The organism is Azospirillum sp. UENF 211521, from assembly GCF_058780535.1.
On record NZ_JBSNCF010000002.1, the window covers coordinates 658,343 to 678,247 of the forward strand.

At 67.6% G+C, this 19,905-nt stretch carries 20 protein-coding genes; 2 read left to right on the top strand and 18 right to left on the bottom strand.

Features of this window, described 5'->3' with window-relative positions; translation table 11 throughout:
• Nucleotides 1-3 precede the first annotated feature (3 nt).
• The 16 genes from ACWPN5_RS19660 to ACWPN5_RS19735 form a co-directional block, all read right to left on the bottom strand.
• The gene (locus ACWPN5_RS19660) at nucleotides 4-273 is read right to left on the bottom strand and encodes a hypothetical protein (RefSeq protein ID WP_492296972.1); all 270 of its coding nucleotides are present in this window, start codon (nucleotides 271-273) and stop codon (nucleotides 4-6) included.
• 133 nt (nucleotides 274-406) lie between these two features.
• The gene (locus ACWPN5_RS19665) at nucleotides 407-1,219 is read right to left on the bottom strand and encodes an inositol monophosphatase family protein (RefSeq protein WP_200478860.1); all 813 of its coding nucleotides are present in this window, start codon (nucleotides 1,217-1,219) and stop codon (nucleotides 407-409) included.
• Entirely contained in the window at nucleotides 1,216-1,746 is a 531-nt protein-coding gene (locus ACWPN5_RS19670; RefSeq protein ID WP_492296973.1) for a hypothetical protein, read from the bottom strand. The genes ACWPN5_RS19665 and ACWPN5_RS19670 overlap by 4 nt, the downstream gene beginning before the upstream one ends.
• Before the next feature lie 97 nt (nucleotides 1,747-1,843).
• Nucleotides 1,844-2,128, bottom strand: a complete 285-nt coding sequence (locus ACWPN5_RS19675; protein ID WP_145680632.1) for a hypothetical protein — start codon at nucleotides 2,126-2,128, stop codon at nucleotides 1,844-1,846.
• Nucleotides 2,129-2,300: 172 nt separating this feature from the next.
• On the bottom strand, nucleotides 2,301-3,560 hold the full coding sequence (gene hflX, locus ACWPN5_RS19680) for a GTPase HflX (RefSeq protein ID WP_492296975.1): 1,260 nt from the start codon (nucleotides 3,558-3,560) through the stop codon (nucleotides 2,301-2,303).
• A 52-nt stretch (nucleotides 3,561-3,612) separates the two neighbouring features.
• The gene (gene hfq / locus ACWPN5_RS19685) at nucleotides 3,613-3,861 is read right to left on the bottom strand and encodes an RNA chaperone Hfq (protein ID WP_035675971.1); all 249 of its coding nucleotides are present in this window, start codon (nucleotides 3,859-3,861) and stop codon (nucleotides 3,613-3,615) included.
• 95 nt (nucleotides 3,862-3,956) lie between these two features.
• Nucleotides 3,957-4,655 carry an HAD family hydrolase gene (locus ACWPN5_RS19690; protein WP_492296977.1) on the bottom strand — a complete coding sequence of 233 codons (699 nt, stop codon included), beginning with the start codon at nucleotides 4,653-4,655 and terminating at the stop codon, nucleotides 3,957-3,959.
• Nucleotides 4,652-5,515: a D-amino-acid transaminase gene (locus ACWPN5_RS19695; RefSeq protein WP_492296979.1), complete on the bottom strand. Its 864-nt coding sequence runs from the start codon at nucleotides 5,513-5,515 to the stop codon at nucleotides 4,652-4,654. The genes ACWPN5_RS19690 and ACWPN5_RS19695 overlap by 4 nt, the downstream gene beginning before the upstream one ends.
• Nucleotides 5,516-5,557: 42 nt before the next feature.
• Entirely contained in the window at nucleotides 5,558-6,934 is a 1,377-nt protein-coding gene (trkA, locus tag ACWPN5_RS19700; RefSeq protein WP_145680636.1) for a Trk system potassium transporter TrkA, read from the bottom strand.
• A gap of 209 nt (nucleotides 6,935-7,143) precedes the next feature.
• Nucleotides 7,144-7,452 carry a hypothetical protein gene (locus ACWPN5_RS19705; RefSeq protein WP_145680637.1) on the bottom strand — a complete coding sequence of 103 codons (309 nt, stop codon included), beginning with the start codon at nucleotides 7,450-7,452 and terminating at the stop codon, nucleotides 7,144-7,146.
• Nucleotides 7,453-7,816: 364 nt separating this feature from the next.
• Nucleotides 7,817-9,217 carry a nitrogen assimilation response regulator NtrX gene (gene ntrX / locus ACWPN5_RS19710; protein WP_145672018.1) on the bottom strand — a complete coding sequence of 467 codons (1,401 nt, stop codon included), beginning with the start codon at nucleotides 9,215-9,217 and terminating at the stop codon, nucleotides 7,817-7,819.
• Nucleotides 9,207-11,528, bottom strand: a complete 2,322-nt coding sequence (locus ACWPN5_RS19715; RefSeq protein ID WP_145672020.1) for a sensor histidine kinase NtrY-like — start codon at nucleotides 11,526-11,528, stop codon at nucleotides 9,207-9,209. Before ACWPN5_RS19715 ends, ntrX begins: the two co-directional genes overlap by 11 nt.
• A 186-nt stretch (nucleotides 11,529-11,714) precedes the next feature.
• A complete protein-coding gene (gene ntrC, locus ACWPN5_RS19720; RefSeq protein WP_145672022.1) occupies nucleotides 11,715-13,160 on the bottom strand; it encodes a nitrogen regulation protein NR(I) in 1,446 nt (481 codons plus the stop codon).
• On the bottom strand, nucleotides 13,157-14,359 hold the full coding sequence (locus tag ACWPN5_RS19725; protein ID WP_145680638.1) for a two-component system sensor histidine kinase NtrB: 1,203 nt from the start codon (nucleotides 14,357-14,359) through the stop codon (nucleotides 13,157-13,159). The genes ntrC and ACWPN5_RS19725 overlap by 4 nt, the downstream gene beginning before the upstream one ends.
• The gene (dusB, locus tag ACWPN5_RS19730) at nucleotides 14,359-15,345 is read right to left on the bottom strand and encodes a tRNA dihydrouridine synthase DusB (RefSeq protein ID WP_145680639.1); all 987 of its coding nucleotides are present in this window, start codon (nucleotides 15,343-15,345) and stop codon (nucleotides 14,359-14,361) included. Before dusB ends, ACWPN5_RS19725 begins: the two co-directional genes overlap by 1 nt.
• 124 nt (nucleotides 15,346-15,469) lie before the next feature.
• A complete protein-coding gene (locus tag ACWPN5_RS19735; protein ID WP_492296982.1) occupies nucleotides 15,470-16,285 on the bottom strand; it encodes a cytochrome C assembly family protein in 816 nt (271 codons plus the stop codon).
• Nucleotides 16,286-16,484: 199 nt separating this feature from the next.
• On the opposite strand from ACWPN5_RS19735, the gene ACWPN5_RS19740 reads away from it, so the two are divergent.
• Both ACWPN5_RS19740 and ACWPN5_RS19745 read left to right on the top strand, forming a co-directional pair.
• Nucleotides 16,485-17,639 carry a bifunctional 2-C-methyl-D-erythritol 4-phosphate cytidylyltransferase/2-C-methyl-D-erythritol 2,4-cyclodiphosphate synthase gene (locus tag ACWPN5_RS19740; protein WP_492296984.1) on the top strand — a complete coding sequence of 385 codons (1,155 nt, stop codon included), beginning with the start codon at nucleotides 16,485-16,487 and terminating at the stop codon, nucleotides 17,637-17,639.
• 71 nt (nucleotides 17,640-17,710) lie between these two features.
• Nucleotides 17,711-18,214 carry a CinA family protein gene (locus ACWPN5_RS19745; RefSeq protein ID WP_145680641.1) on the top strand — a complete coding sequence of 168 codons (504 nt, stop codon included), beginning with the start codon at nucleotides 17,711-17,713 and terminating at the stop codon, nucleotides 18,212-18,214.
• A gap of 13 nt (nucleotides 18,215-18,227) precedes the next feature.
• On the opposite strand, the gene ACWPN5_RS19750 is transcribed toward ACWPN5_RS19745, so the two are convergent.
• Together ACWPN5_RS19750 and lipA are read right to left on the bottom strand one after the other, a co-directional pair.
• Nucleotides 18,228-18,695 (bottom strand): type II toxin-antitoxin system RatA family toxin, encoded by a 468-nt coding sequence (locus tag ACWPN5_RS19750; protein ID WP_040134124.1) that lies wholly within the window; start codon nucleotides 18,693-18,695, stop codon nucleotides 18,228-18,230.
• A gap of 44 nt (nucleotides 18,696-18,739) precedes the next feature.
• Nucleotides 18,740-19,696 (bottom strand): lipoyl synthase, encoded by a 957-nt coding sequence (gene lipA, locus ACWPN5_RS19755; protein WP_137116308.1) that lies wholly within the window; start codon nucleotides 19,694-19,696, stop codon nucleotides 18,740-18,742.
• Between the last annotated feature and the right edge of the window lie 209 nt (nucleotides 19,697-19,905).

Consider the following 19,905-nt stretch of genomic DNA (forward strand, 5'->3'; position numbering starts at 1 on the left):
TTTTCACTCCATGGAATGCGCGTGCGTGGCGGGCCGCGGCTTCCGACGCTGCGGCGGTGCCACGCTGAGCACCGGTTCGGCGTCGATCGCGCGAACCACCTCGTGATCCAAGGCGGCGTCCGCGGTCTCGGGCTCGGTGGAACACTGTGCCGCGTCGGCGGCCAGGACCGCCGCTCCGCCTGAAGGCTGACATTCGGCGATGCGCTCCGCGCAGGCCGTGGGCGCCAGCAGTGACGCCACCAACAGCACGCGCTTCAGGGCAATGGCCTTCATGATCGGGCGCTCCGCAAGGCTCACGGCGGCCGTTTCCGGCATCCTGGCACTATAAGGCCGCCTTACCCAGGGAGTTCCCGCCGAATCCGGTCCCCGCCGGAGGACGTGTGCGGTAGTCCGGTGCGCGTTCCCCTTAGCCGAACAGATGCCGGTGCATCGCCTCCCAACTCGCACGGTCGGGGGTCAGCATCACCCCACCGTTGAGGGCGGTCGGACGATAGGGCGAGCCGTCGAACAGCGCGCTGTAGCCGCCGGCCTCCGCGTGGAGCAGAACGCCAGCCGCGTGATCCCATGGCATCAGCCGGTGGTACATCGAGAAATGCGCCCGGCCGTCGAGCAGGCGCAGATACTCCTGCGCGGCGCTGGACAGGCAGACGCGCGGGCCGAGGGAGCGGCCGCGCTCGTCGAGCTGGCGTCCCAGATCCTCCGCGCAGAAGCGCGTCGACAGGGCTCCGGTCATCTCGGCCAGGGGGACCGCCGGGGCGACCGTGACGCGCTTGCCGTTCAGGTGGGCGCCCTGCCCTTTCACCGCCGTGGCGATGCGCCCGTCGCACGGGTCGTAGATCCAGCCGGCCACCGTCTCGCCACGGCAGGCCAGGGCGATGATCACCGCGAACAGCGGGCGCCCGTTCGCGAAGTTCAGGGTGCCGTCGATCGGGTCGATGATCCAGACCGGCGCATCGCCGTGGATGCGGTCGAGCAGGGACTTGTCCTCGGAGACGGCCTCCTCCCCCACCACCGTGCTTCCGGGAAGCAGGTCCAGCAGGCGCGGCGTCAGGGCGCGCTCCCCCGCCTCGTCGGCCAGCGTCACGAGATCGGCCGGACCGGTCTTCTCACGGATGCCGGCGTTCGCCAGATCGCGGAAATAGGGAAGGATTTCGCTTTCCGCGACCTCGCGGATGATCGCGGAGACGCGGTCGACGTCGGGAATCGGAAAATCTGTCACGGTTTCGGTGCCGCTTTGTTGGATCGGGGGTCGAGTCTCAGAACCGTTCCGCCATCCTTCGGCGGTTCCGGCAGCATGACTTTGCCGTCCAAGCCGCTGTCTTTCAACGCTTTGACCAGCGCGTCATAGGTGGCTTGATCGGCCGCGGGGTTCGGGGCGGGCGGCGTGCCGGTCGGCGGGCCGGGGTCCGGCGGCTTGCGCGGCGCGTTCGGATCGGGCGGGGACTGCGGCACGTCGCGCGCCTCCCGTGTTTCCTCCTTGGGCGGCGGCGGGGGCGGACGCCACAGGCGGAAGCAATCGGTGAAGGTCGCTTCCTTGCAGGCTTTCAGCAGTTCCTTCGGGTCCGGCGCCACCACCAGCGGGCCGGGCGGCGCTGGAGGAAACTCCGCAGGCTCCGGCGGCAGGGGGGCTTCCGGGGCGACCGGTGGCTCCTCCACGAATCCCGGCGGCAGCACCCGCTCGGCGGCGGAGGCGGTGCCCGCGAAGGCCAGAAACGCCAGGGACAGGAGAGCGATCGGTACGCGCAAGGGAATCCGGAAAAAGAAAGCGGGCCGAGCGTCCATTATGGCGCCCTGCCCGCTGCATAGCCACGGACAAATCCTTGTCCCGGCACAGCCGTCTCCGTCAGGAGCGCGGCAGGCTTTCGCTCGGGGTGGCGTGCAGCGCCCAGGCGGCCAGTTCGGACCGCAGGGCGGCAATCTTGCCGCTTTCCGTCGGGTTGGTTTCCTTGCGCCAAGCGTCGCTGATGATTTCCAGCAGACGGGCGCGTCCGGCGGTGTCGCGCGACAGTTCCTGGATGCGCAGCACCGCGGCACCGGGCGACAACTGCTCCTGCCGGGCGACCAGGGTCACCTGATCGGCCAGAAAGGCGGTGATCGAGAAGTGTGTAGGATCGGTCTGCAAACGCATAGGCGGGCCTCCTCCCGGGGATAACCCATCGGCTCCCCGTGTCGAATATCGGGGGCGCGTTAGGAAAAGGCTACACCTCGGACGTCGTAGGACGGGGCTGAAATCGGGCGCGTCATGTCGTCGCATGTGCACGAACGAATTATGACGCGCCCGACTCCTTTATGGCGAAAGATCAGCCGTGCACGAACCGTTTCTCGAAACGGGCCAGATCCGCCGGGTCGATGGCCACCTGGATGTGGGCCTGGACCTCGTCGTCCCGCCGCTCCAGCACCTCACCTTTTGCATAGAGCCACGCGAGCGCCGCCCCATCCCCCAACTCGACCGACAGGTCCACCACATGGCGGTGGGCGTTCATCCGCTGGTCAAGCAGCCGGTCGAGATCGGCGATCCCCGCCCCGGACAGGGCGGACACCGCCACCGCGCGCGGGTTGCGGGCTGTCTGGGCCAGGATCGCCTCACGCGACTCCTCGTCCAGCGCGTCGATCTTGTTCAGCACCTCGATCACCCGGTCGTCGGCGTCCGGGTCGATGCCCATGTCGCTCATGACCTCGTGCACGTCGGCCTTCTGGGCCTCGCTGTCCTGGTGGGACACGTCGCGGACGTGCAGGATGATGTCGGCGGCGTCCACCTCCTCCAGCGTGGCGCGGAAGGCGGCGACGAGGCCGTGCGGCAGGTCGGAGATGAAGCCCACCGTGTCCGACAGGATCACCTTGCGCCCGGACGGCAGCGTCACCTGACGCATCGTCGGGTCCAGCGTGGCGAACAGCAGGTCCTTGGCGAAGACGTCGGCGTTGGCCAGCCGGTTGAACAGCGTCGACTTGCCGGCGTTGGTGTAGCCGACCAGCGCCACCACCAGGTACGGCACCTTGGCGCGGGCCTTGCGGTGCAGGCCACGGGTGCGGCGGACCTCCTCCAGCTCCTTCTTGATCTTGACGATGCGGTCGCCGATCAGGCGGCGGTCCATTTCAAGCTGGGATTCGCCGGGGCCGCCGAGGAAGCCGAAGCCGCCGCGCTGGCGTTCCAGGTGGGTCCAGGAGCGGACGAGGCGCGACTTCTGGTAGGTCAGAGCGGCCAGCTCGACCTGGAGCATGCCTTCACGCGTGCGGGCGCGGGCGCCGAAGATCTCCAGGATCAGACCGGTGCGGTCGATGACCTTGACCTTCAGGGCCTTTTCCAGATTGCGCTGCTGCACCGGCGACAGCGCGTGGTCGAGGATGACGAGGGACGCCTCCGTCTCCTCCACGATCTGGGCAAAATGCTCCACCGTCCCCGACCCGAGAAGGATCGAAGGCTGCGGGCGGTTCACCCGCGCGCATTCGGCGTGCACGACCTCCAGATCGATGGCGCGGGCAAGGCCCACCGCCTCGTCCAGGCAGGATTCGGGATGGCGCAGGACCCCGTCCGCCTCATTGCGGAGGACGGGGTGGACCACGATGGCGCGGCCGGAGGCATCAGGCGTCCGGCCGTTGCCATTGGTCGAAAGATCAGACGTTTTCACCTTCCTTGGGCGGCTCGAAGAGTTGGATCGGATGCGCGGGCATCACGGTGGAGATGGCGTGCTTGTAGACGAGCTGCGAATGCGCGTCGCGCCGCAGCAGAACCGAGAAGTTGTCGAACCAGGTGATGATTCCCTGAAGTTTAACACCGTTCACGAGGAACACGGTCACGGGAGTCTTGTTCTTGCGGACGTGGTTGAGGAACACGTCCTGCACATTTTGGCTTTTTTCAGACATTTTATGTCGCCCCCTTCTTCAGTGTTTTTTGGGGCCCCTTGTTAGAAGCCCGCCCCCTGCAGCGATAAGGTCATGGTTGGTCGCAACCGTCTCGACTACTGGTCATCCGATATGGTGTCACCACCGCTGCCCACCAAGCCGCACAATGCATGGCAGGTGTCGTACCGATGGGCCGGAGGGAAGCGGGTGAAGCCGCTGCCCTCGCCCGCCCCTATTAGCACCGGGACCATTCCCGCGCCATGGGCACATTCCATGTCGATGTCGGCGTCCCCCACGAACCAGACGTCCGGGCCGGGCGGAATGTTCGCCGGTTCCAGCGCCATGAGGACCGGCGCCCGATGCGGCTTGTCGAATTCGGCGTCATGGGCGCCGACCAGACGGCCGAAATAGCCGGTCCAGCCCAGCGCGTCGGCCTCCGCCCGCAGGAAGCGGCCGGTCTTGTTCGACACCACCGCCTGGTAGATTCCGCGTTCGGCGAAGCCGCGCAGCAGCGATTCCGCGCCCGGCAGAGCGCGGAGATGCTCCAGGTGATGGGATTCGAAGTAGGCGTAGAAGAGATCGCGCGCGTCGGTCCAGCGTTCCCCGAAGATGCGGGGGAAGCTGTCGCGCAGCGACTGCTTGATGCGCTCGCGCGCCTCCTCCTCGGTCCAGGCCGGATGGCCGAAGGTGACCAGGGCGTGGTTCAGCGCGGCCCGCACGGTGCCCCAGTTGTCGACCAGCGTGTTGTCCCAGTCGTAGAGGACGGCGCGCGGCAGCACGGGCAGGCGGTCGATGACGGCGGCGGCGTCGCTCACGACGGCACCCCGGCGGCCACGTAATCGAGATAGGCCTGACGCAGCGTCCGGGTGACCGGCCCTGGCCTGCCCTCGCCCACCGGCTTGCCGTCGATGCGGGTCACCGGCAGCGCGAAGGTGCCGGCGGAGGACACGAAGGCCTCGCGGGCGGCGAGCGCCTCCTCCACCGTGAAGCTGCGCTCCTCCACCGGGATGCTGCGCTCCCCGGCCAGCCGCAGGAGCGACAGGCGGGTGATGCCGTTCAGGATCTTCTGCGACGGGGCGCGGGTCACCAGCACGCCGTCCCGGGTGACGATCCAGGCGTTGGAGGAGGACCCCTCCGTCACCGTGCCGTCCGGATCGATCAGCCACGCCTCGTAGGCGCCGGATTCGGCGGCCTGCTGCTTGGCGAGCACCGGGGCGAGGAGGCCGACCGTCTTGATGTCGCGCCGGCCCCAGCGGATGTCCGGCACGGTCACGACGGCCACGCCCTTCTCGAGCTGCTCCGGCTTGGCGAAGGCGGTGACCCGCTTAACGGTCATCACCAGGGTCGAGGGGACGTTCGCCGGGAACTTGAAGTCGCGCGGGGCGACCCCGCGGGTGACCTGGAGGTAGAGCGACCCGTTGCGAACGCCGTTCCGCCGCACCAGCTCGCGGGCGATCATCGTGACGACGCGCGGGGCCGCCGGCCAGTCCATGCGCAGCTCCGACAGGCTGCGGCCCAGACGCTCCATATGGCCGTCCAGGTCCGCGAAGCGCCCGTCGAGGAGGGTCACCATCTCATAGACGCCGTCGGCGAACTGGAAGCCGCGGTCTTCGACATGGACCGCGGCCTGCCGGTGCGGCAGGTAACGGCCGTTGACGTATGCCCATCGAGCCATGGAAGTTCTTTTTGTTGGTGCCAAAAACGATACGGGAGGCGATCAGAAGAATTCAAGCCGGACGGCGAACATCTTCTCCACCTTTTTCACCTGACCGGCGGTGGCCAGGATGATGACGCGGTCCTTGGGGCGGATCACCGTGGCCGGGCGCGGGATGATCACCTCGTCGCCGCGCACGATGGCGCCGACGATGACCCCGGAGGGCAGTCTCACCTCGCGCAGCGGCGTGTTCACCACCGCGGAGGTTTCCAGCGCCTCCGCCTCGATCACCTCGGCGAAGCCGTCGCGCAGGCTGTGCACCGCGCGGATGCGGCCCCGCCGGACGTGCTGGAGGATGTTCGACACGGTGATGGCGCGCGGGCTGACCACCGCGTCGATCCCCAGCGGCGACACCAGCGAGGTGTAGGACGCCTTGTTGATCAGCGTGATGGCGCGCTTCGCCCCGTGCCGCTTGGCGAGCAGCGAGGACAGGATGTTGCCCTCGTCGTCGTTGGTCACGGCGACCACCGTCTCGGTGGCGCGGACGTTGGCCTCTTCCAGGATTTCCGGGTCCAGCCCGTCGCCGTGCAGCACCATGGTGCGCGACAGGCGCTGCGCCACGAACTGGGCGCGGCTGCGGTTCATCTCGATGATGCGGGCGGTGACGTGGGGGTACTTCGCCTCCAACTCCTCCGCCAGGCACAGCCCGATGTTGCCGCCGCCCAGGATGATGATGCGGCGGGCCTCCACCTCCTCGTGGCCGAAGGCGGCCATGGCACGGTTGAGGTGGCGGTTGTCGCAGGCGAAATAGACCTCGTCGCCGGGCAGCATCTGGTCGTCGCCGCCGGGGATGAAGGAGCGGTCGTTGCGGATGATCGCCACCACCTCCAGCCCCAGGTCGGGGAACAGGCCGGTCAACTGGCGCAGCGGCGTGTGCAGCACCGGGCAGGTTTCCGTGCACAGCACGCCGACGACGCGGACCTTGCCGTCCGCCAGAGGGATCATGTCGAAGGCGCCCGGCACCTGGAGCCGGCGGGCGATGGCCCGCGCCACCGCGATCTCCGGCGAGATGATGACGTCGATCGGCATGTGGTCGCGGCTGAACAGGTCCGCCCAGATCGGCTTCAGATAGCTCTGGTTGCGCACGCGGGCGATCTTGGTCGGCACCTTGAACAGCGCGTGCGCGACCTCGCAGGCGACCATGTTGATCTCGTCGATCTGGGTGACCGCGATGATCATGTCGGTCTCGCCCGCCCCCGCCGCCTCCAGCACGTCGGGGTGGGAGGCGTGACCGACCATGGCCTGCACGTCGAGCGTGTCGCTGATCCGCTGGATGAGTTCCGGCGAATGGTCGATCACGGTGACGTTGTTGCCTTCGGACGCCAGATAGCGCGCGATGTTCGAACCGACCTGCCCGGCTCCGCAAACGATGACCTTCACGGCCTATGCACCCTTCCCCGCCCATTTTCCAGGCACTCAGGCCGAGGACATTACCATTTTGCGGTTGGACGCACCAACTCTATGTTTGCGAAGGGAAATACGGGCCAACGCTGGAAGCCTGGGGCGGAAGAAGGGGGACGAAGGCGCCGTGCCCATCCCCCCTCCCCGACCGTCATTGCGAATCCCGGACCGGTGCGCCGGTCCCGGCGTCAGCTGTTGTCGATCGTGTAATAGAACTGCGTGACGACCCCGTCCGGAGCACCGTCCCTTCGGGTGTCGAAATTGAAGTCCTGCGACCGGCCGTCGATGTTGACCGATCCCTGGAAATGGGCGGGCCCGCTGAAGTTCACACCGACCAGCAGGAGCTGGTTCACGCCGGCCTGCAGGTTGCCGGTCAGCACGACCTGTTCATTGATCGCTTCACCGCCGCCAATGCGGTTGTAAACCTGAGCCCCATTCAAATAGGCAACAAGCTGGTTGTCGGTATAATTGACAGTCAGAACGGCTGTTGTCGTCATTTTACGGTTCCTCCTCAAAGAAATAATGTTTTTTCGGTCGTTGAGCGCGCCCACAAACAATAAATATTTACGCAATTATCGTCGATCAACAGTAAAAATGTTATTTATGGTTTCATGAAATATATAAATACAATTGTATTTGCGGGTTGCTCGAAAAACAGGAGGATTTAACGTCAACTGCACTCACAGAGTGACAATGCAGCGACGCATTATCAGCAGCCCATGCTCGTGCCAGAAGGCGGCCGATGCCGGTCACGGACAATGAAAAAAGCAGGCTCTCAAGCCGCCCGCATTCCGGGCGTGCTTGGGAAACCTGCTTGTGAAACGGCGATGACGAGCGGCTCTTGACGATACGGCGGCAGGGTCACTCGACGAACAGTTTTCCCTTTTCGCTGCCGTGCACACCAAGCGATTTCAGCTTGCGGTGCAGGGCGGAGCGCTCCATCCCCACGAACGAGGCGGTGCGGGAGATGTTGCCGCCGAAGCGGGTGACCTGGGCCAGCAGATATTCGCGCTCGAACACCTCGCGGGCCTCGCGGAGCGGCAGGCCCATGATCTCGCCCCCCTTGTCCCATTTCAGGACGGTGGGGGTGATGGCGCCGATCTCGGGCGGCAGCTGGTCGGCGCGGATCGGCTCCTTGGGGTCGCCCTGCGCCATGATCAGCAGCCAGTCGACCACGTTGCGCAGCTGGCGCACGTTGCCCGGCCAGTCGTAGGCCTGGAGCGCGGCCATGGCGTCCTCGCCGAACTCACGGATCGGCAGACCGGCGGCTTCGGCGGAACGCTGCATAAAATGGCGGGCCAGCAGCGGGATGTCCTCGCGCCGCTCGGCCAGCGAGGGCACGCGGATCGGCACGACCGCCAGCCGGTAGAACAGGTCCTGGCGGAAGCGGCCCTGGTCGATCTCCGCCTGGAGATCGCGGTTGGAGGTGGCGACGACGCGCACGTCTACCTCGACCCGCTGGCCACCGCCGACCCGCTCGAAAACCTGCTCCTGCAGGGCCCGGACGATCTTGCCCTGTGTTTCCAGAGGCATGTCGGCCACCTCGTCGAGCAGCAGCGTGCCGCCGTGCGCCTGCTCGAAGGTGCCGATCTTGCGCCCGCCGCCGTCGACCCCAGCCTCCGTCCCGAACAGCTCCATCTCCAACCGGTCGGGGCGCATGGTGGCGCAGTTCAGCCCGACGAAGGGGCCGCCGGCGCGGCGCGAGCGCGCGTGGATCAGTCGGGCCACCACCTCCTTGCCGGAGCCGGCGGGGCCGGTGATGAGGACGCGGCTGCCGGTGGGCGACACCTTCTCGATGCTCTGGCGGACGTGGTTGACGGCGGTGGATCGGCCGACCAGCTCCACCTCGCCGCCGGCGCGCAGCTTCAGCTCCTCGTTCTCGCGCTTCAGCCGGGCCGCCTCGATGGCGCGGTCCACCATCAGCAGCAGCCGGTCGGCCTTGAACGGCTTCTCGATGAAGTCGTAGGCGCCGATCTTGATCGCCGACACGGCGGTCTCGATGTTGCCGTGGCCCGAAATCATGATGATCGGCAGGTTCCGGTGGTCGCGCATCAGCTGTTCGAGAATCTGGAGCCCGTCCAGCCGGCTGCCCTGCAGCCAGATGTCCAGAACCACGAGGCTCGGCCGGCGCGCCGACACCTGCGCGAACGCTTGGTCGGCGTCGGCGGCCTCGCGCGTCTTCATGCCTTCGTCGTTCAGGATGCCGGCGATCAGCATCCGGATGTCCGCTTCGTCGTCGACGATCAGAATGTCATGCGCCATGGGCTGCGTGCCTCTTCTCTTCACCGGTCTCCGCCGGCGTGCCAACGCCGCCGTGGGCGTCGCCCGCGGCCATGCCGGAGCTGGTGGACGTGTTGGGGATGACCAGACCGACGCGCGCCCCGCCGCCTTCGCGGTCCTCCAGGGTCAGCACGCCGCCGTGGTCCTCCATGATCTTCTTGACGATTGCCAACCCCAGCCCCGTGCCTTTGGCGCGCGTGGTCACATAGGGTTCGGTCAGCCGGTCGCGCTCCTCGGTCGGCAGGCCCTTGCCGTTGTCCTCGACGATCACGGCGATGCGCTCGGCATCGACCTCGACGCGGATGGCGATGTGGGCGGGCGGCAGTTCCGTTCCATCGGCGGGCTGCGGGCGCCCTTCGATGGCGTCCGCGGCGTTCTGCAGCAGGTTGGTCAGCGCCTGGCTGATCTGGCGGCTGTCGCAGGGCACGGTCAGCGGCCCCTGGGGCAGCGCCATGTCGAACTTGATCTTCCCGGCGTGCGCGCTGGACTGCAGGAACACCGCCTGCCGGACGAGGTCGTTGAGGTTGCAGGGCTTCATCACCGGCTGCGGCATGCGCGCGAAGGCCGAGAATTCGTCCACCATGCGCCGGATGTCGTCCACCTGCCGGACAATGGTGTCCGTGCACATGGTGAAGACCTCGGTGTCGCTGGTGATCTCCTTCAGGTATTTGCGGCGCAGCCGCTCGGCGGAGAGCTGGATCGGCGTCAGCGGATTCTTGATCTCGTGGGCGATGCGGCGGGCCACGTCGGCCCAGGCCGCCTTGCGTTGGGCGGAGACCAGCTCGGTGATGTCGTCGAAGGTCACGACGTAGCCGCGGATCTCGCCGCTGCCCCGCCCTTCGGTGGAGATGCGGACGAGCAGCGTCAGCGGCGTCGTGCCGGGGCGGCGGACCTGGATCTGGTCCTGCACCACCCGGCCGGGCCGGCCGGGCGCGTGGTCCAGAAGCTCCCCCATCTCCGGCGACAATTCGGCCAGCCGCATCCCGATCAGGCTCTCCGCATCCTCGACGCCGAGAAGGCGCGCGGCGGAGAAGTTGGGCAGCGTGATGCGGCCGTCGGCGTCCAGCCCGATCACCCCCGCCGACACGCCGCCCAGAACGGTTTCCGTGAAGCGGCGGCGCTCGTCGATCAGACGGTTGGCCGAGAGGAGCTCGTGCCGCTGGCTTTCGATCTCGGTCGTCATGCGGTTGAAGGCGCGCGACAGCAGGCCGAGTTCGTCCTCGCCCGGTGGCTCGGTGACGCGGACGGTCAGGTCGCCGGCGCGCACCCGTTCCGCCGCGCCGATCAGGGCGCTGATCGGCCGCGCCAGCCGCGTCGCGAAGATCAGCCCCGCCCACACCGCGGCCAGCAGCAGGAGAAGCGCCACGACGAGGAAGATCAAAGTGAAGGTGATCTGCAGGCTGCCGCGCTGGCTTTCCAGCGCCCCGAACTCCCGCACCGCCCCTTCCGCCGAGGCCATGTGCGACAGCACGCGCGGCTCCACCATGCGCCCGACGTAGAGATAGGTGTCGGCGAAGCGGTCGAGCCGGACCAGCGCGCGCACGCGGTCGTCGTTCTCACTGACGATCATCGCCACCTCGCCGCGGCGGGCGGTGGCGAGCTTGTCGTCGGGAATCGGATCGAACTCCAGGGCGAAGGTGTAGCCGGAGCGCGCGACGATGGCGCCGGTCGTCCCGTTGAAGACGATGGCCTCCGACAGGGCGCGCAGCATCGCCTGGGTGGCGACCACTTGCTCGAACCGCTCCGGATCGCTGGCGAGGCGCGCCGCCTCCTGGTTCAGGTCGTTCGCCATGGCGAGCGCGTCGGCGCGGATGTTCTGCTGGTGCTCGTGCAGATAGGCGCTGGCGACGGCCAGCGATTCGTTCACCGCGGTGCGCACCCGTTCGCTGAACCAGGACTGCACGCCGACATAGAAGAAGACGGTGGAGAAGATGGCCATGATGATGGCCGGTGCGACGGCGAGCAGGCTGAACACCGCGACCAGCCGCACATGCATCTGCGACCCGGCGAGGCCGCGCCGCCGCCCGATCCACAAATAGACGATGCGCCGCGCGATCAGAACGCCGAGCAGCAGCAGGAGCGCCAGATCGAGGGTGAGCAGCCACGTGACGGTGCGCGGGTTGGTTTCCCCGAAGGGCGCGCTTTCCGTCAGCGCCGTGTAGGTCGCGAAGCCCGCCACCAGGGCCGCCAACGACAGCGCGAAGGCAAGCCGCTTCGCCAACCCGAACCGGGTTGCCCAGCGAAGGAACTGTTGCCAAAGCGGCGTGGCGGTCTCAGGGGGTGTGGGCGACATCAATCCGGCAACCAGTCTGTTGCCAGAATGATACACGAGCTGTTGCCGTCCTGCCAAGCGGCAACCCCTCTGCCTTTCGCACAGTCCCTAAGGAGCATTGCGAAGGGCGGAGCCAGCGAGAGCCTGTCGCAAAAACAACACGCTGTGGGAAGGCAGCGACGCCCGGCCGATCCGCCGGGCGCCCGATCACTTCAGCCCGCGCACCACCTGGATGTCGAGATCGCGGATCTTCTTGCGCAGCGTGTTGCGGTTGAGGCCGAGCAGCTGCGCCGCCTTGATCTGGTTGCCCCGCGTCGCCGAGAGGCTGAGCGAGATCAGCGGCCGTTCCACCTCGCGCAGCACCCGGTCGTAGAGGCCGTTCGACGGCATGCCGTCCTTGTGCGCGGCGAAATAATCCTTCAGGTGGCGCTCCACGGCGGCGGACAAGCCCTCGCCCTGCGGTTCCTCGACCGGCTGGGCGGCGGGGGTGGTGTCGGCAAGCTCCGCCTCCACCACATCCAGCCCGATGACCTCCTGCGAATAGAGCGCGGCGAGGCGGCGGACCAGATTCTCCAGTTCGCGCACGTTGCCCGGCCAGCGGTAGCGCTTCAACCGGTCCATGGCAGGCTGGTCGATGCTCTTGACCGGCAACCCTTGCGCCGAGCACTGGTTCAGGAAGTGGCGGACCAGGAGCGGCACATCCTCCGTACGCTCGCGCAGCGGCGGCAGGCGGATGGGCACGACGCACAGGCGGTAGAACAGATCCTCGCGGAACAGGCCCTGGCGGATCAGGGTGCGCAAGTCGCGGTGGGTCGCGGCGACGATGCGTACGTCCGTCTTAATGGGCGTACGCCCGCCGACGGTGGTGTACTCGCCCTCCTGCAAAACGCGCAGCAGGCGGGTCTGCGCTTCCAGCGGCATGTCGCCGATCTCGTCGAGGAACAGGGTGCCGCCCTGCGCCTGCTCGAACCGGCCGGTGGAGCGGTTGGTGGCGCCGGTGAAGGCGCCCTTCTCGTGGCCGAACAGCTCGGACTCGATCAGCTCGCGCGGGATGGCCGCCATATTGATGGCGACGAAGGGGCCGTTGCGCCGCTTGCCGTAGTCGTGCAGCGCGCGCGCCACCAACTCCTTGCCGGTGCCCGACTCGCCGGTGATCGTCACGGTCAGGTCGGTGCCCATCAAACGGGCAAGGACGCGGTAGATTTCCTGCATCGCCGGCGAGCGGCCGATCAGGGGAAGCTGCTCGTCGGCCTCCCCGGCGTCGGCCGGCAGAGGGGCCGGCGGGGTGTTGGAGTTCAGCGCCCGCTCGACGACCGAGACCAGCTCCTTCAGGTCGAAGGGCTTGGGCAGATACTCGAAGGCGCCGCGCTCCGCCGCCTTCACCGCGGTGATCAGCGTGTTCTGGGCGCTCATCACGATGATGCGCAGATCCGGCCGGATCTTCTTGATCCGCGGGATCAGGTCCAACCCGTTCTCGTCGGGCATCACCACGTCGGTGATGATGAGGTCGCCCTGCCCGTCCGCCACCCAGCGCCAGAGCGTGGAGGCGTTGCCGGTGGTCCGGACCTCGTGCCCGAGGCGGGCGAGCGCCTGGGTCAGCACGGTGCGGATGGCGCGGTCGTCGTCCGCGACCAGGATCGTGGCTGCACTCATCCGATGGCCCCTCGGATGCCTCTGGCCGGTGCCGGATCGCCGCTCATCTGCGCTTCATCGAACATGGGTAGCGAAACCTTGAAGACGGTGCGGCGCGGCTGGCTGTCAAACTCGATGACGCCACCGTGGTCGCCGACGATTTTGGCTACCAATGCAAGCCCCAGGCCAGTCCCATTGACCTTCGTCGTAATGAAGGCATCGAACAGGTTGGAACGCAGGTCGTCGGGTATGCCGTCCCCATTATCCTGAACGGACACCAGCAACGGCAGATGCAGGCGGGTGTCGCCGCCCGGAAGGGCCATGCGGACGCCGTGCTGATAAGATGTGCTGAGTATGATCTCGCCGCCTGATTCCGGTGCAGCTTCTGCCGCATTTTTAATCAGGTTGAGGAAAATCTGGATGAGCTGGTCACGATTGCCATAAACCGGCGGCAGGGACGGGTCGTAGCGCTCTATGAAGCGGATGTTTCGCGCGAAGCCGCTCTGGGCCACCTTGCGGACATGCTCCAGAACGGTGTGGATGTTCACCGCGTCGCGCTCGAGCGGCCGCTGGTCGGAGAAGACCTCCATCCGGTTGACCAGGGCGACGATGCGGTCGGCCTCGTCGCAGATCAGCCGGGTCAGCACCCGGTCGGACTCGCTGCAGTTTTCCTCCAGCAGCTGCGCCGCGCCACGGATGCCCGACAGCGGGTTCTTGACCTCGTGCCCCAGCATCGACGCCATGGCGGTGACCGAGCGGGCGGCGTTGCGGTGGGTCAGCGAATTGTCGATCTTGCGGGCCAGCGTGCGTTCGTTGACCGTCAGCAGCACATGGTCGGCCGGCTCGCCCAACGCGGTCACCCGCACGGTGACGTGGTGCGGGCCGATGCGCGGGGTGTCGATGACGACGCCCTCCTGCGAGGCGCGGTGCCGGCCCTGCTGAACCTGCTCGATCAACTGGCTGACCGGGCTGTTGGGCGGCAGAAGCTCCGCCAGGGGCATGCCCTCCATCATGGCGGCGGACAGGCCGAAGAACTCCTGCGCCTCCAGATTGACGTAGCGGATGTCGCCGGCGCCATCGACGACCAGCACGGGGTCTGGAAGAGCGTTCAGCATGACGGACGGATCGATGCAGGGGCGGACGGGGCGGTAGGAACTGGAGGGCGCACGGGGCCGCGCCGGGCGGCGTGGCAACGGAGCAGCGGCAGATGCACGGGCCATCAGGCAGCCATCCTTTCGATCGCCGGGGCGTAGAAGTCGCGGATGAAGCCGCGCACGTGTTCGGGATCGGACATGCGGTTGACCTCCGATCGGAATTCGGCGGAGTCGCGCAGGCCCGTGGAGTACCAGGAGATGTGCTTGCGGGCGACGCGCAGCCCGCCCTCGACGCCGTAATGGGTCAGCATGGCGTCGTAATGCTCTAGCAGCGTGTCGAGCTGCTCGTTGAGCGGCGGGTCGGGCAGCCGCTCGCCGGTGCGGATGTAATGCATCACCTGGGCGGGGAACCAGGGGCGCCCGTAGGCACCACGCCCGATCATCACCCCGTCGGCCCCGGACTCGGCGAGCGCGCGGTCCACGGCGTCGAAGGAGGTGATGTCGCCGTTGACCACCACCGGGATCGACACCGCCTCCTTTACGGAGCGGATGAACGACCAGTCGGCGGTGCCGGTGTAGAACTGCTCGCGAGTGCGGCCGTGAACGGTGACCAGCTTGATCCCGCACTCCTCGGCGATGCGGGCGAGGCGGGGGGCGTTCAGGCTGTTGTCGTCCCAGCCCTTGCGCATCTTCAGCGTCACCGGGATGGAGACGGCCTTCACCGTGGCTTCCATGATGCGGGCGGCGAGCGCCTCGTCGCGCATCAGGGAGGAGCCGGCGTGGCCGTTGACCACCTTCTTCACCGGGCAGCCGAAATTGATGTCGACGACGGCGGCCCCGCGATCCTCGTTCAGCTTCGCCGCCTCGGCCATCACCTCGGGCTCGCAGCCGGCGAGCTGGACCGCCATCGGGAACTGCTCCGGCTCGCACTCGACCATGCGCAGCGTTTGGCGGTTCTCGCGGATCATCGCCTGGCTGGCGACCATCTCGGACACGACCAGACCGCAGCCGGACTGTTTCACCAGCCGTCGGAACGGTAGGTCCGTCACACCGGACATAGGGGCGAGGATCACCGGACCCTCAAGTGAGATGGTGCCGATTTGAATGGCCATGTTCACCTGCCCACATGATGGGCACATTAGCGATATGATGAGAATTTGTGCACGGTAGCACAGCGTTTCGGCATGTTGCAAGTGCACATCCCGCGTGCGCCGCGGTGGCTGACATGCGCCGGGTTTAGCCGATCAGAACGTCGGTGACGAATTTGACGCCGGGATAGGCGAGGGTCAGCAGCAGGTAGGCGATCAGCACGAGACGCGCCGCCATCCGCCCGCGCACACCGGTGCGGGCGTGGGCCAGCAGCAACCCGCCGATGACGACGAAGCTGGCGACCGACAAAAGCGTCTTGTGGTCGGCGCGCAGCGGCGCGCCGGTTTCGTAATAGAGCACCGCCATTCCTGTGGCGAGACCGGCCCCCAGGACCGCCTCCGACGCGGCGAGCAGATGGAGCTGCATCCGCTCGCTTTCCGCCACCGGCGGCAGGAAGCGGGTCAACGGAGTCGGGCGTTTCGACTTCAGCGCCCGCTCCTGGAGGAAGGCGGCGAGCGACGCCACCGCGGCCATGGTCAGCAGCGCGTAGGTGATGACCGACACGGCGATGTGCAGGTCGATCCAGATGCCCGGCGCCCCGCCGCGCAGCACCGGCGCCGGGGCCTGCTGCGCCAGGGTCGCGACGGCGCCGACGGTCAGCAGATAAGGCAGCAGCAGCGGCGACAGCCGCCACGCCGACCGGGTCAGCGCGCTCATCGCCATGAACAGCAGCATGCAGGCCGCGATGGTGATCCACAGCGCGGTGGACAGGCCGGTGTGCCAGCGTCCCGCCACCTGGGTCAGCGCCCAGGCCGCCGGCCCGGCGAAGCCCAGCGCCAGGGCGCCCCAGAAATAGGCGGACCGGCCGTCGGCCCCCTGCCCCGCGATCCGGTGGTACGGATAGATGGACGCCGGCAGCAGAGCCATCAGCGCGGTCAGGCTGTAGACGATGTTCTGCGACATGCGGCGGACCCGTGCCCTTCCCTCTGCGGAAACCCAAAGTCGCTGTTGGACCCAAAGTCGCTGTTGGACAAGTCTCTGAAGCTCTTGGCGGAACGCCGGTGAGCGGCTAGGCTCCTGCGTCCGGCCGCCATGACGTAAGCGTCACGCGGGCGGCCCGTCAAGCGCGGATACCATAGCCCAAACGGCACGGATACGTCCCATGTCTTCCTGTATCGCGCTGATCGTCGCCGCCGGCAGCGGCCAGCGTTTCGGCGCCGAACAGCCCAAGCAGTATCTCGATCTGGCCGGGCAGCCCGTTCTGCGCCGCACGGTCGAGGCCTTCCGGCGCCACCCCAAGGTGAGCGCGGTGCGCGTCGTCATCAATCCCGCGTTTCGCGATCTCTACGATGCGGCGGTCGCGGGGCTCGACCTGCCCGAGCCGGTGACCGGCGGGGCGTCCCGCCAGGATTTGGTCCGCAACGGGCTCGAAGCGTTGGCCGATTCGGCGCCGGACCACGTGCTGATCCACGACGCGGCCCGCCCGCTGATCGATCCCGCAACCATCGACGCGGTGATCGCCGCTCTGGACACCCACCCCGCGGCGTTGGCCGCCGTTCCGGTCACCGACACGCTGAAGCGCGGCGAGGGCGGGCTGGTGACCGGCACGGTGGACCGCGGCGGCCTGTGGCGCGCCCAGACTCCGCAGGGCTTCCGCTTTCCCGATATCCTGGCCGCGCACCGCGCCGCCGCCGGGCTGGAACTGACCGACGACGCGGCGGTCGCCGAACGCGCCGGGCTGCCGGTCGCGCTGGTGCCCGCCAGGGAGGAGAATTTCAAGGTGACCACCCCCGACGACCTGACCCGCGCCGCCCGCGCGCTCGACAGCGCCCTGTCCGACATCCGCACCGGTTCGGGCTTCGACGTGCACCGCTTCGCCGAGGGCGATCACGTCACGCTCTGCGGCGTGCAGGTGCCGCACACGCATCGGCTGGACGGTCATTCGGACGCCGACGTCGGGCTGCACGCGCTGACCGACGCCATCCTGGGTGCGCTGTGCGCCGGGGACATCGGCAGCCATTTCCCGCCCAGCGACCCGCAATGGCGCGGCGCCGACAGCGCGCTGTTCCTGAAACACGCGGCGGAGCTGGTGACGGCCCGCGGCGGGCGGATCGCCCATGTCGACGTGACGATCATCTGCGAGCGCCCGAAGGTCGGCCTGCACCGCGAGGCGATGACCGCGCGCGTTGCCGAAATTCTGGGCATGCCGGTGGACCGGGTCAGCGTGAAGGCGACGACGACCGAGCGGCTGGGCTTCACCGGGCGCGGCGAGGGCATCGCGGCGCAGGCGATGGCGACGGTCCGTCTGCCGGGGTAGCATGAGCTTTGCGTAGCCCTCCCCCGAAACGGGGAGGGGCTGGTTCTGGCACGACGACGAAAGGGACCCGCATGTTTCCCGATCACATCCGCGAACTCTCCGCCAAGCTGCTCGCGGAATATGAATTGGCCGGCTACACCCTGGCGACCGCCGAATCCTGCACGGGCGGCCTGATCGCGGGGGCGCTGACCGACATCGCGGGCTCGTCCAAGGTGGTGGACCGGGGCTTCGTCACCTACTCCAACGTCGCCAAGTCGGAGATGCTCGGCGTGCCGCCCAGCCTGATCTACGCCCACGGCGCGGTCAGCCCGGAGGTCGCGGTGGCGATGGCGGTGGGTGCCCTGGCGAAGTCGAAGGCCGACGTGACGGTGGCGGTGACCGGAGTTGCCGGCCCCGGTGGGGGAACGCCGGAGAAGCCGGTGGGGCGCGTCTACATCGCCACGGCCGTCCGCCGTGGTGCGGCCAAGCACAAGGAATACACCTTCCCCGGTGACCGCGAGGCGGTGCGGCTGGCGACCGTGCAGACCGCGCTGGAACGGCTGCGCGCGGCCCGGCCGGAAACCGCGATTCGCTGACGGAGAGCCGGCTTTAGGCGGTCCGCGCCGCGGCGGGCCGGGTGGCGCCGTTGCCGTAGAGCTGGTTGGCGCGGGTCTCGAAGGCCTGAACCATCCGGCGCACCGCCTCGTTGAACAGCACGCCCATAATCTTTTGCAGCATCTTCGAGCGGAACTCGAAGTCCACGTAGAAATCCACGCAGACGCCGCCCTCGTGCGGGGTGAAGATCCAGTGGTTGTTCAGGTACTGGAACGGTCCTTCGGTGTACTGGACGTTGATGCGGCGGTTCGCTTCGTCCAGCTCTACCCGCGAGGTGAAGCGTTCGCGGACCATCTTGAAGCCGATGACAAGGTCCGCGAACATCACGTCGCCTTCGCGGCGGCGGATGCGGGCGGCGAGGCACCAGGGCAGGAATTCCGGATACTTCTCCACATCGGCGACCAGCCGGTACATCTGCTCCGGCGTGTAGGGAAGAACCTTCTTTTCCGCGTGCGTCGGCATACCCGCTCCGTTTCTCTTTCGGCCGCCTCTCAGCCCGCCGCCTTTCAGCCCGCGGTTGCCGCGAGCTTGCGGAGGCGAGCCTCCCGCAGCTTCGCGAAGTCCGCCCCCGCGTGATAGCTGGAGCGGGTCAGCGGCGTCGAGGCCACCATCAGGAAACCCTTGCCGCGGCCAAGTGTTGCGTAGCTCTGGAATTCTTCCGGAGTCACGAACCGGTCCACCGCCGCGTGCTTGGGCGTCGGCTGGAGGTACTGGCCGATCGTCATGAAGTCAACATCGGCGGCGCGCAGGTCGTCCATCACCTGCCCGACCTCCTCCTTCGTCTCGCCCAGGCCCACCATGATTCCAGACTTGGTGAACATCGACGGGTCCAGTTCCTTCACCCGCGCCAGAAGCTGCAGCGAGGTAAAGTAGCGCGCACCCGGACGGATCGTCGGGTAGAGGCGCGGCGCGGTTTCCAGATTGTGGTTGAAGACGTCCGGCTTCGCCTCGACCACCACCTCGACGGCACCCTTCTTCTTCTGGAAGTCGGGGGTCAGAATCTCGATGGTGGTGTCGGGCGACGCGGCGCGGATGGCGCGGATGGTCCGGGCGAAATGCTCGGCCCCGCCGTCCTCCAGGTCGTCCCGGTCCACCGAGGTGACGACCACGTGGCTCAGCTTCAGCTGGGCCACCGCCTCACCCACATTGTCCGGCTCGTGCGGGTCGAGCTGGTCGGGGCGGCCGGTGCCGACGTTGCAGAAGGCGCAGCCGCGGGTGCAGACGGACCCGAGGATCATGAAGGTCGCGTGCTTGTGCTTCCAGCACTCCCCGATGTTCGGGCAGGCGGCCTCTTCGCACACGGTGTTGAGCTTGAGCCCGCGCATCAGGTTGCGCGTCTCGTTGTATTCCTGGCTGGTCGGCGCCTTGACGCGAATCCAGCCCGGTTTGCGCTGGATCGGGTTGTCGGGCTTGTGGGCCTTTTCGGGATGGCGAAGCTTCTCGGGGTGATCGGCCACGGTCATGGTCTGAAGTGCTCCCACGGGCTGCCCGGTGGCAGCGCCGATGCTGAACGGTAACGCGCCGCCTTCCGCGCAAGGGACGGCACAGGGAAACGGCGCATGGCCGGCGGACACGGTCCCGCCGGATAGGCCGGAATGACCGACCGGTCAAGTCTGATTATCGGCCGCGACGAAACAACACCGCCAAAAGGATGACGACATCGGAATCGTTG

Excerpts from the sequence above, each read along its gene's own strand:
- ACWPN5_RS19660 (WP_492296972.1), bottom strand. The coding sequence starts at position 273 with ATGAAGGCCATTGCCCTGAAGCGCGTGCTGTTGGTGGCGTCACTGCTG.
- ACWPN5_RS19675 (WP_145680632.1), bottom strand. The coding sequence starts at position 2,128 with ATGCGTTTGCAGACCGATCCTACACACTTCTCGATCACCGCCTTTCTG.
- hfq (WP_035675971.1), bottom strand. The coding sequence starts at position 3,861 with ATGTCTGAAAAAAGCCAAAATGTGCAGGACGTGTTCCTCAACCACGTC.
- ACWPN5_RS19695 (WP_492296979.1), bottom strand. The coding sequence starts at position 5,515 with ATGGCTCGATGGGCATACGTCAACGGCCGTTACCTGCCGCACCGGCAG.
- ACWPN5_RS19705 (WP_145680637.1), bottom strand. The coding sequence starts at position 7,452 with ATGACGACAACAGCCGTTCTGACTGTCAATTATACCGACAACCAGCTT.
- ntrX (WP_145672018.1), bottom strand. The coding sequence starts at position 9,217 with ATGGCGCATGACATTCTGATCGTCGACGACGAAGCGGACATCCGGATG.
- ACWPN5_RS19715 (WP_145672020.1), bottom strand. The coding sequence starts at position 11,528 with ATGTCGCCCACACCCCCTGAGACCGCCACGCCGCTTTGGCAACAGTTC.
- ntrC (WP_145672022.1), bottom strand. The coding sequence starts at position 13,160 with ATGAGTGCAGCCACGATCCTGGTCGCGGACGACGACCGCGCCATCCGC.
- ACWPN5_RS19725 (WP_145680638.1), bottom strand. The coding sequence starts at position 14,359 with ATGGCCCGTGCATCTGCCGCTGCTCCGTTGCCACGCCGCCCGGCGCGG.
- dusB (WP_145680639.1), bottom strand. The coding sequence starts at position 15,345 with ATGGCCATTCAAATCGGCACCATCTCACTTGAGGGTCCGGTGATCCTC.
- ACWPN5_RS19735 (WP_492296982.1), bottom strand. The coding sequence starts at position 16,285 with ATGTCGCAGAACATCGTCTACAGCCTGACCGCGCTGATGGCTCTGCTG.
- ACWPN5_RS19740 (WP_492296984.1), top strand. The coding sequence starts at position 16,485 with ATGTCTTCCTGTATCGCGCTGATCGTCGCCGCCGGCAGCGGCCAGCGT.
- ACWPN5_RS19745 (WP_145680641.1), top strand. The coding sequence starts at position 17,711 with ATGTTTCCCGATCACATCCGCGAACTCTCCGCCAAGCTGCTCGCGGAA.
- ACWPN5_RS19750 (WP_040134124.1), bottom strand. The coding sequence starts at position 18,695 with ATGCCGACGCACGCGGAAAAGAAGGTTCTTCCCTACACGCCGGAGCAG.
- lipA (WP_137116308.1), bottom strand. The coding sequence starts at position 19,696 with ATGACCGTGGCCGATCACCCCGAGAAGCTTCGCCATCCCGAAAAGGCC.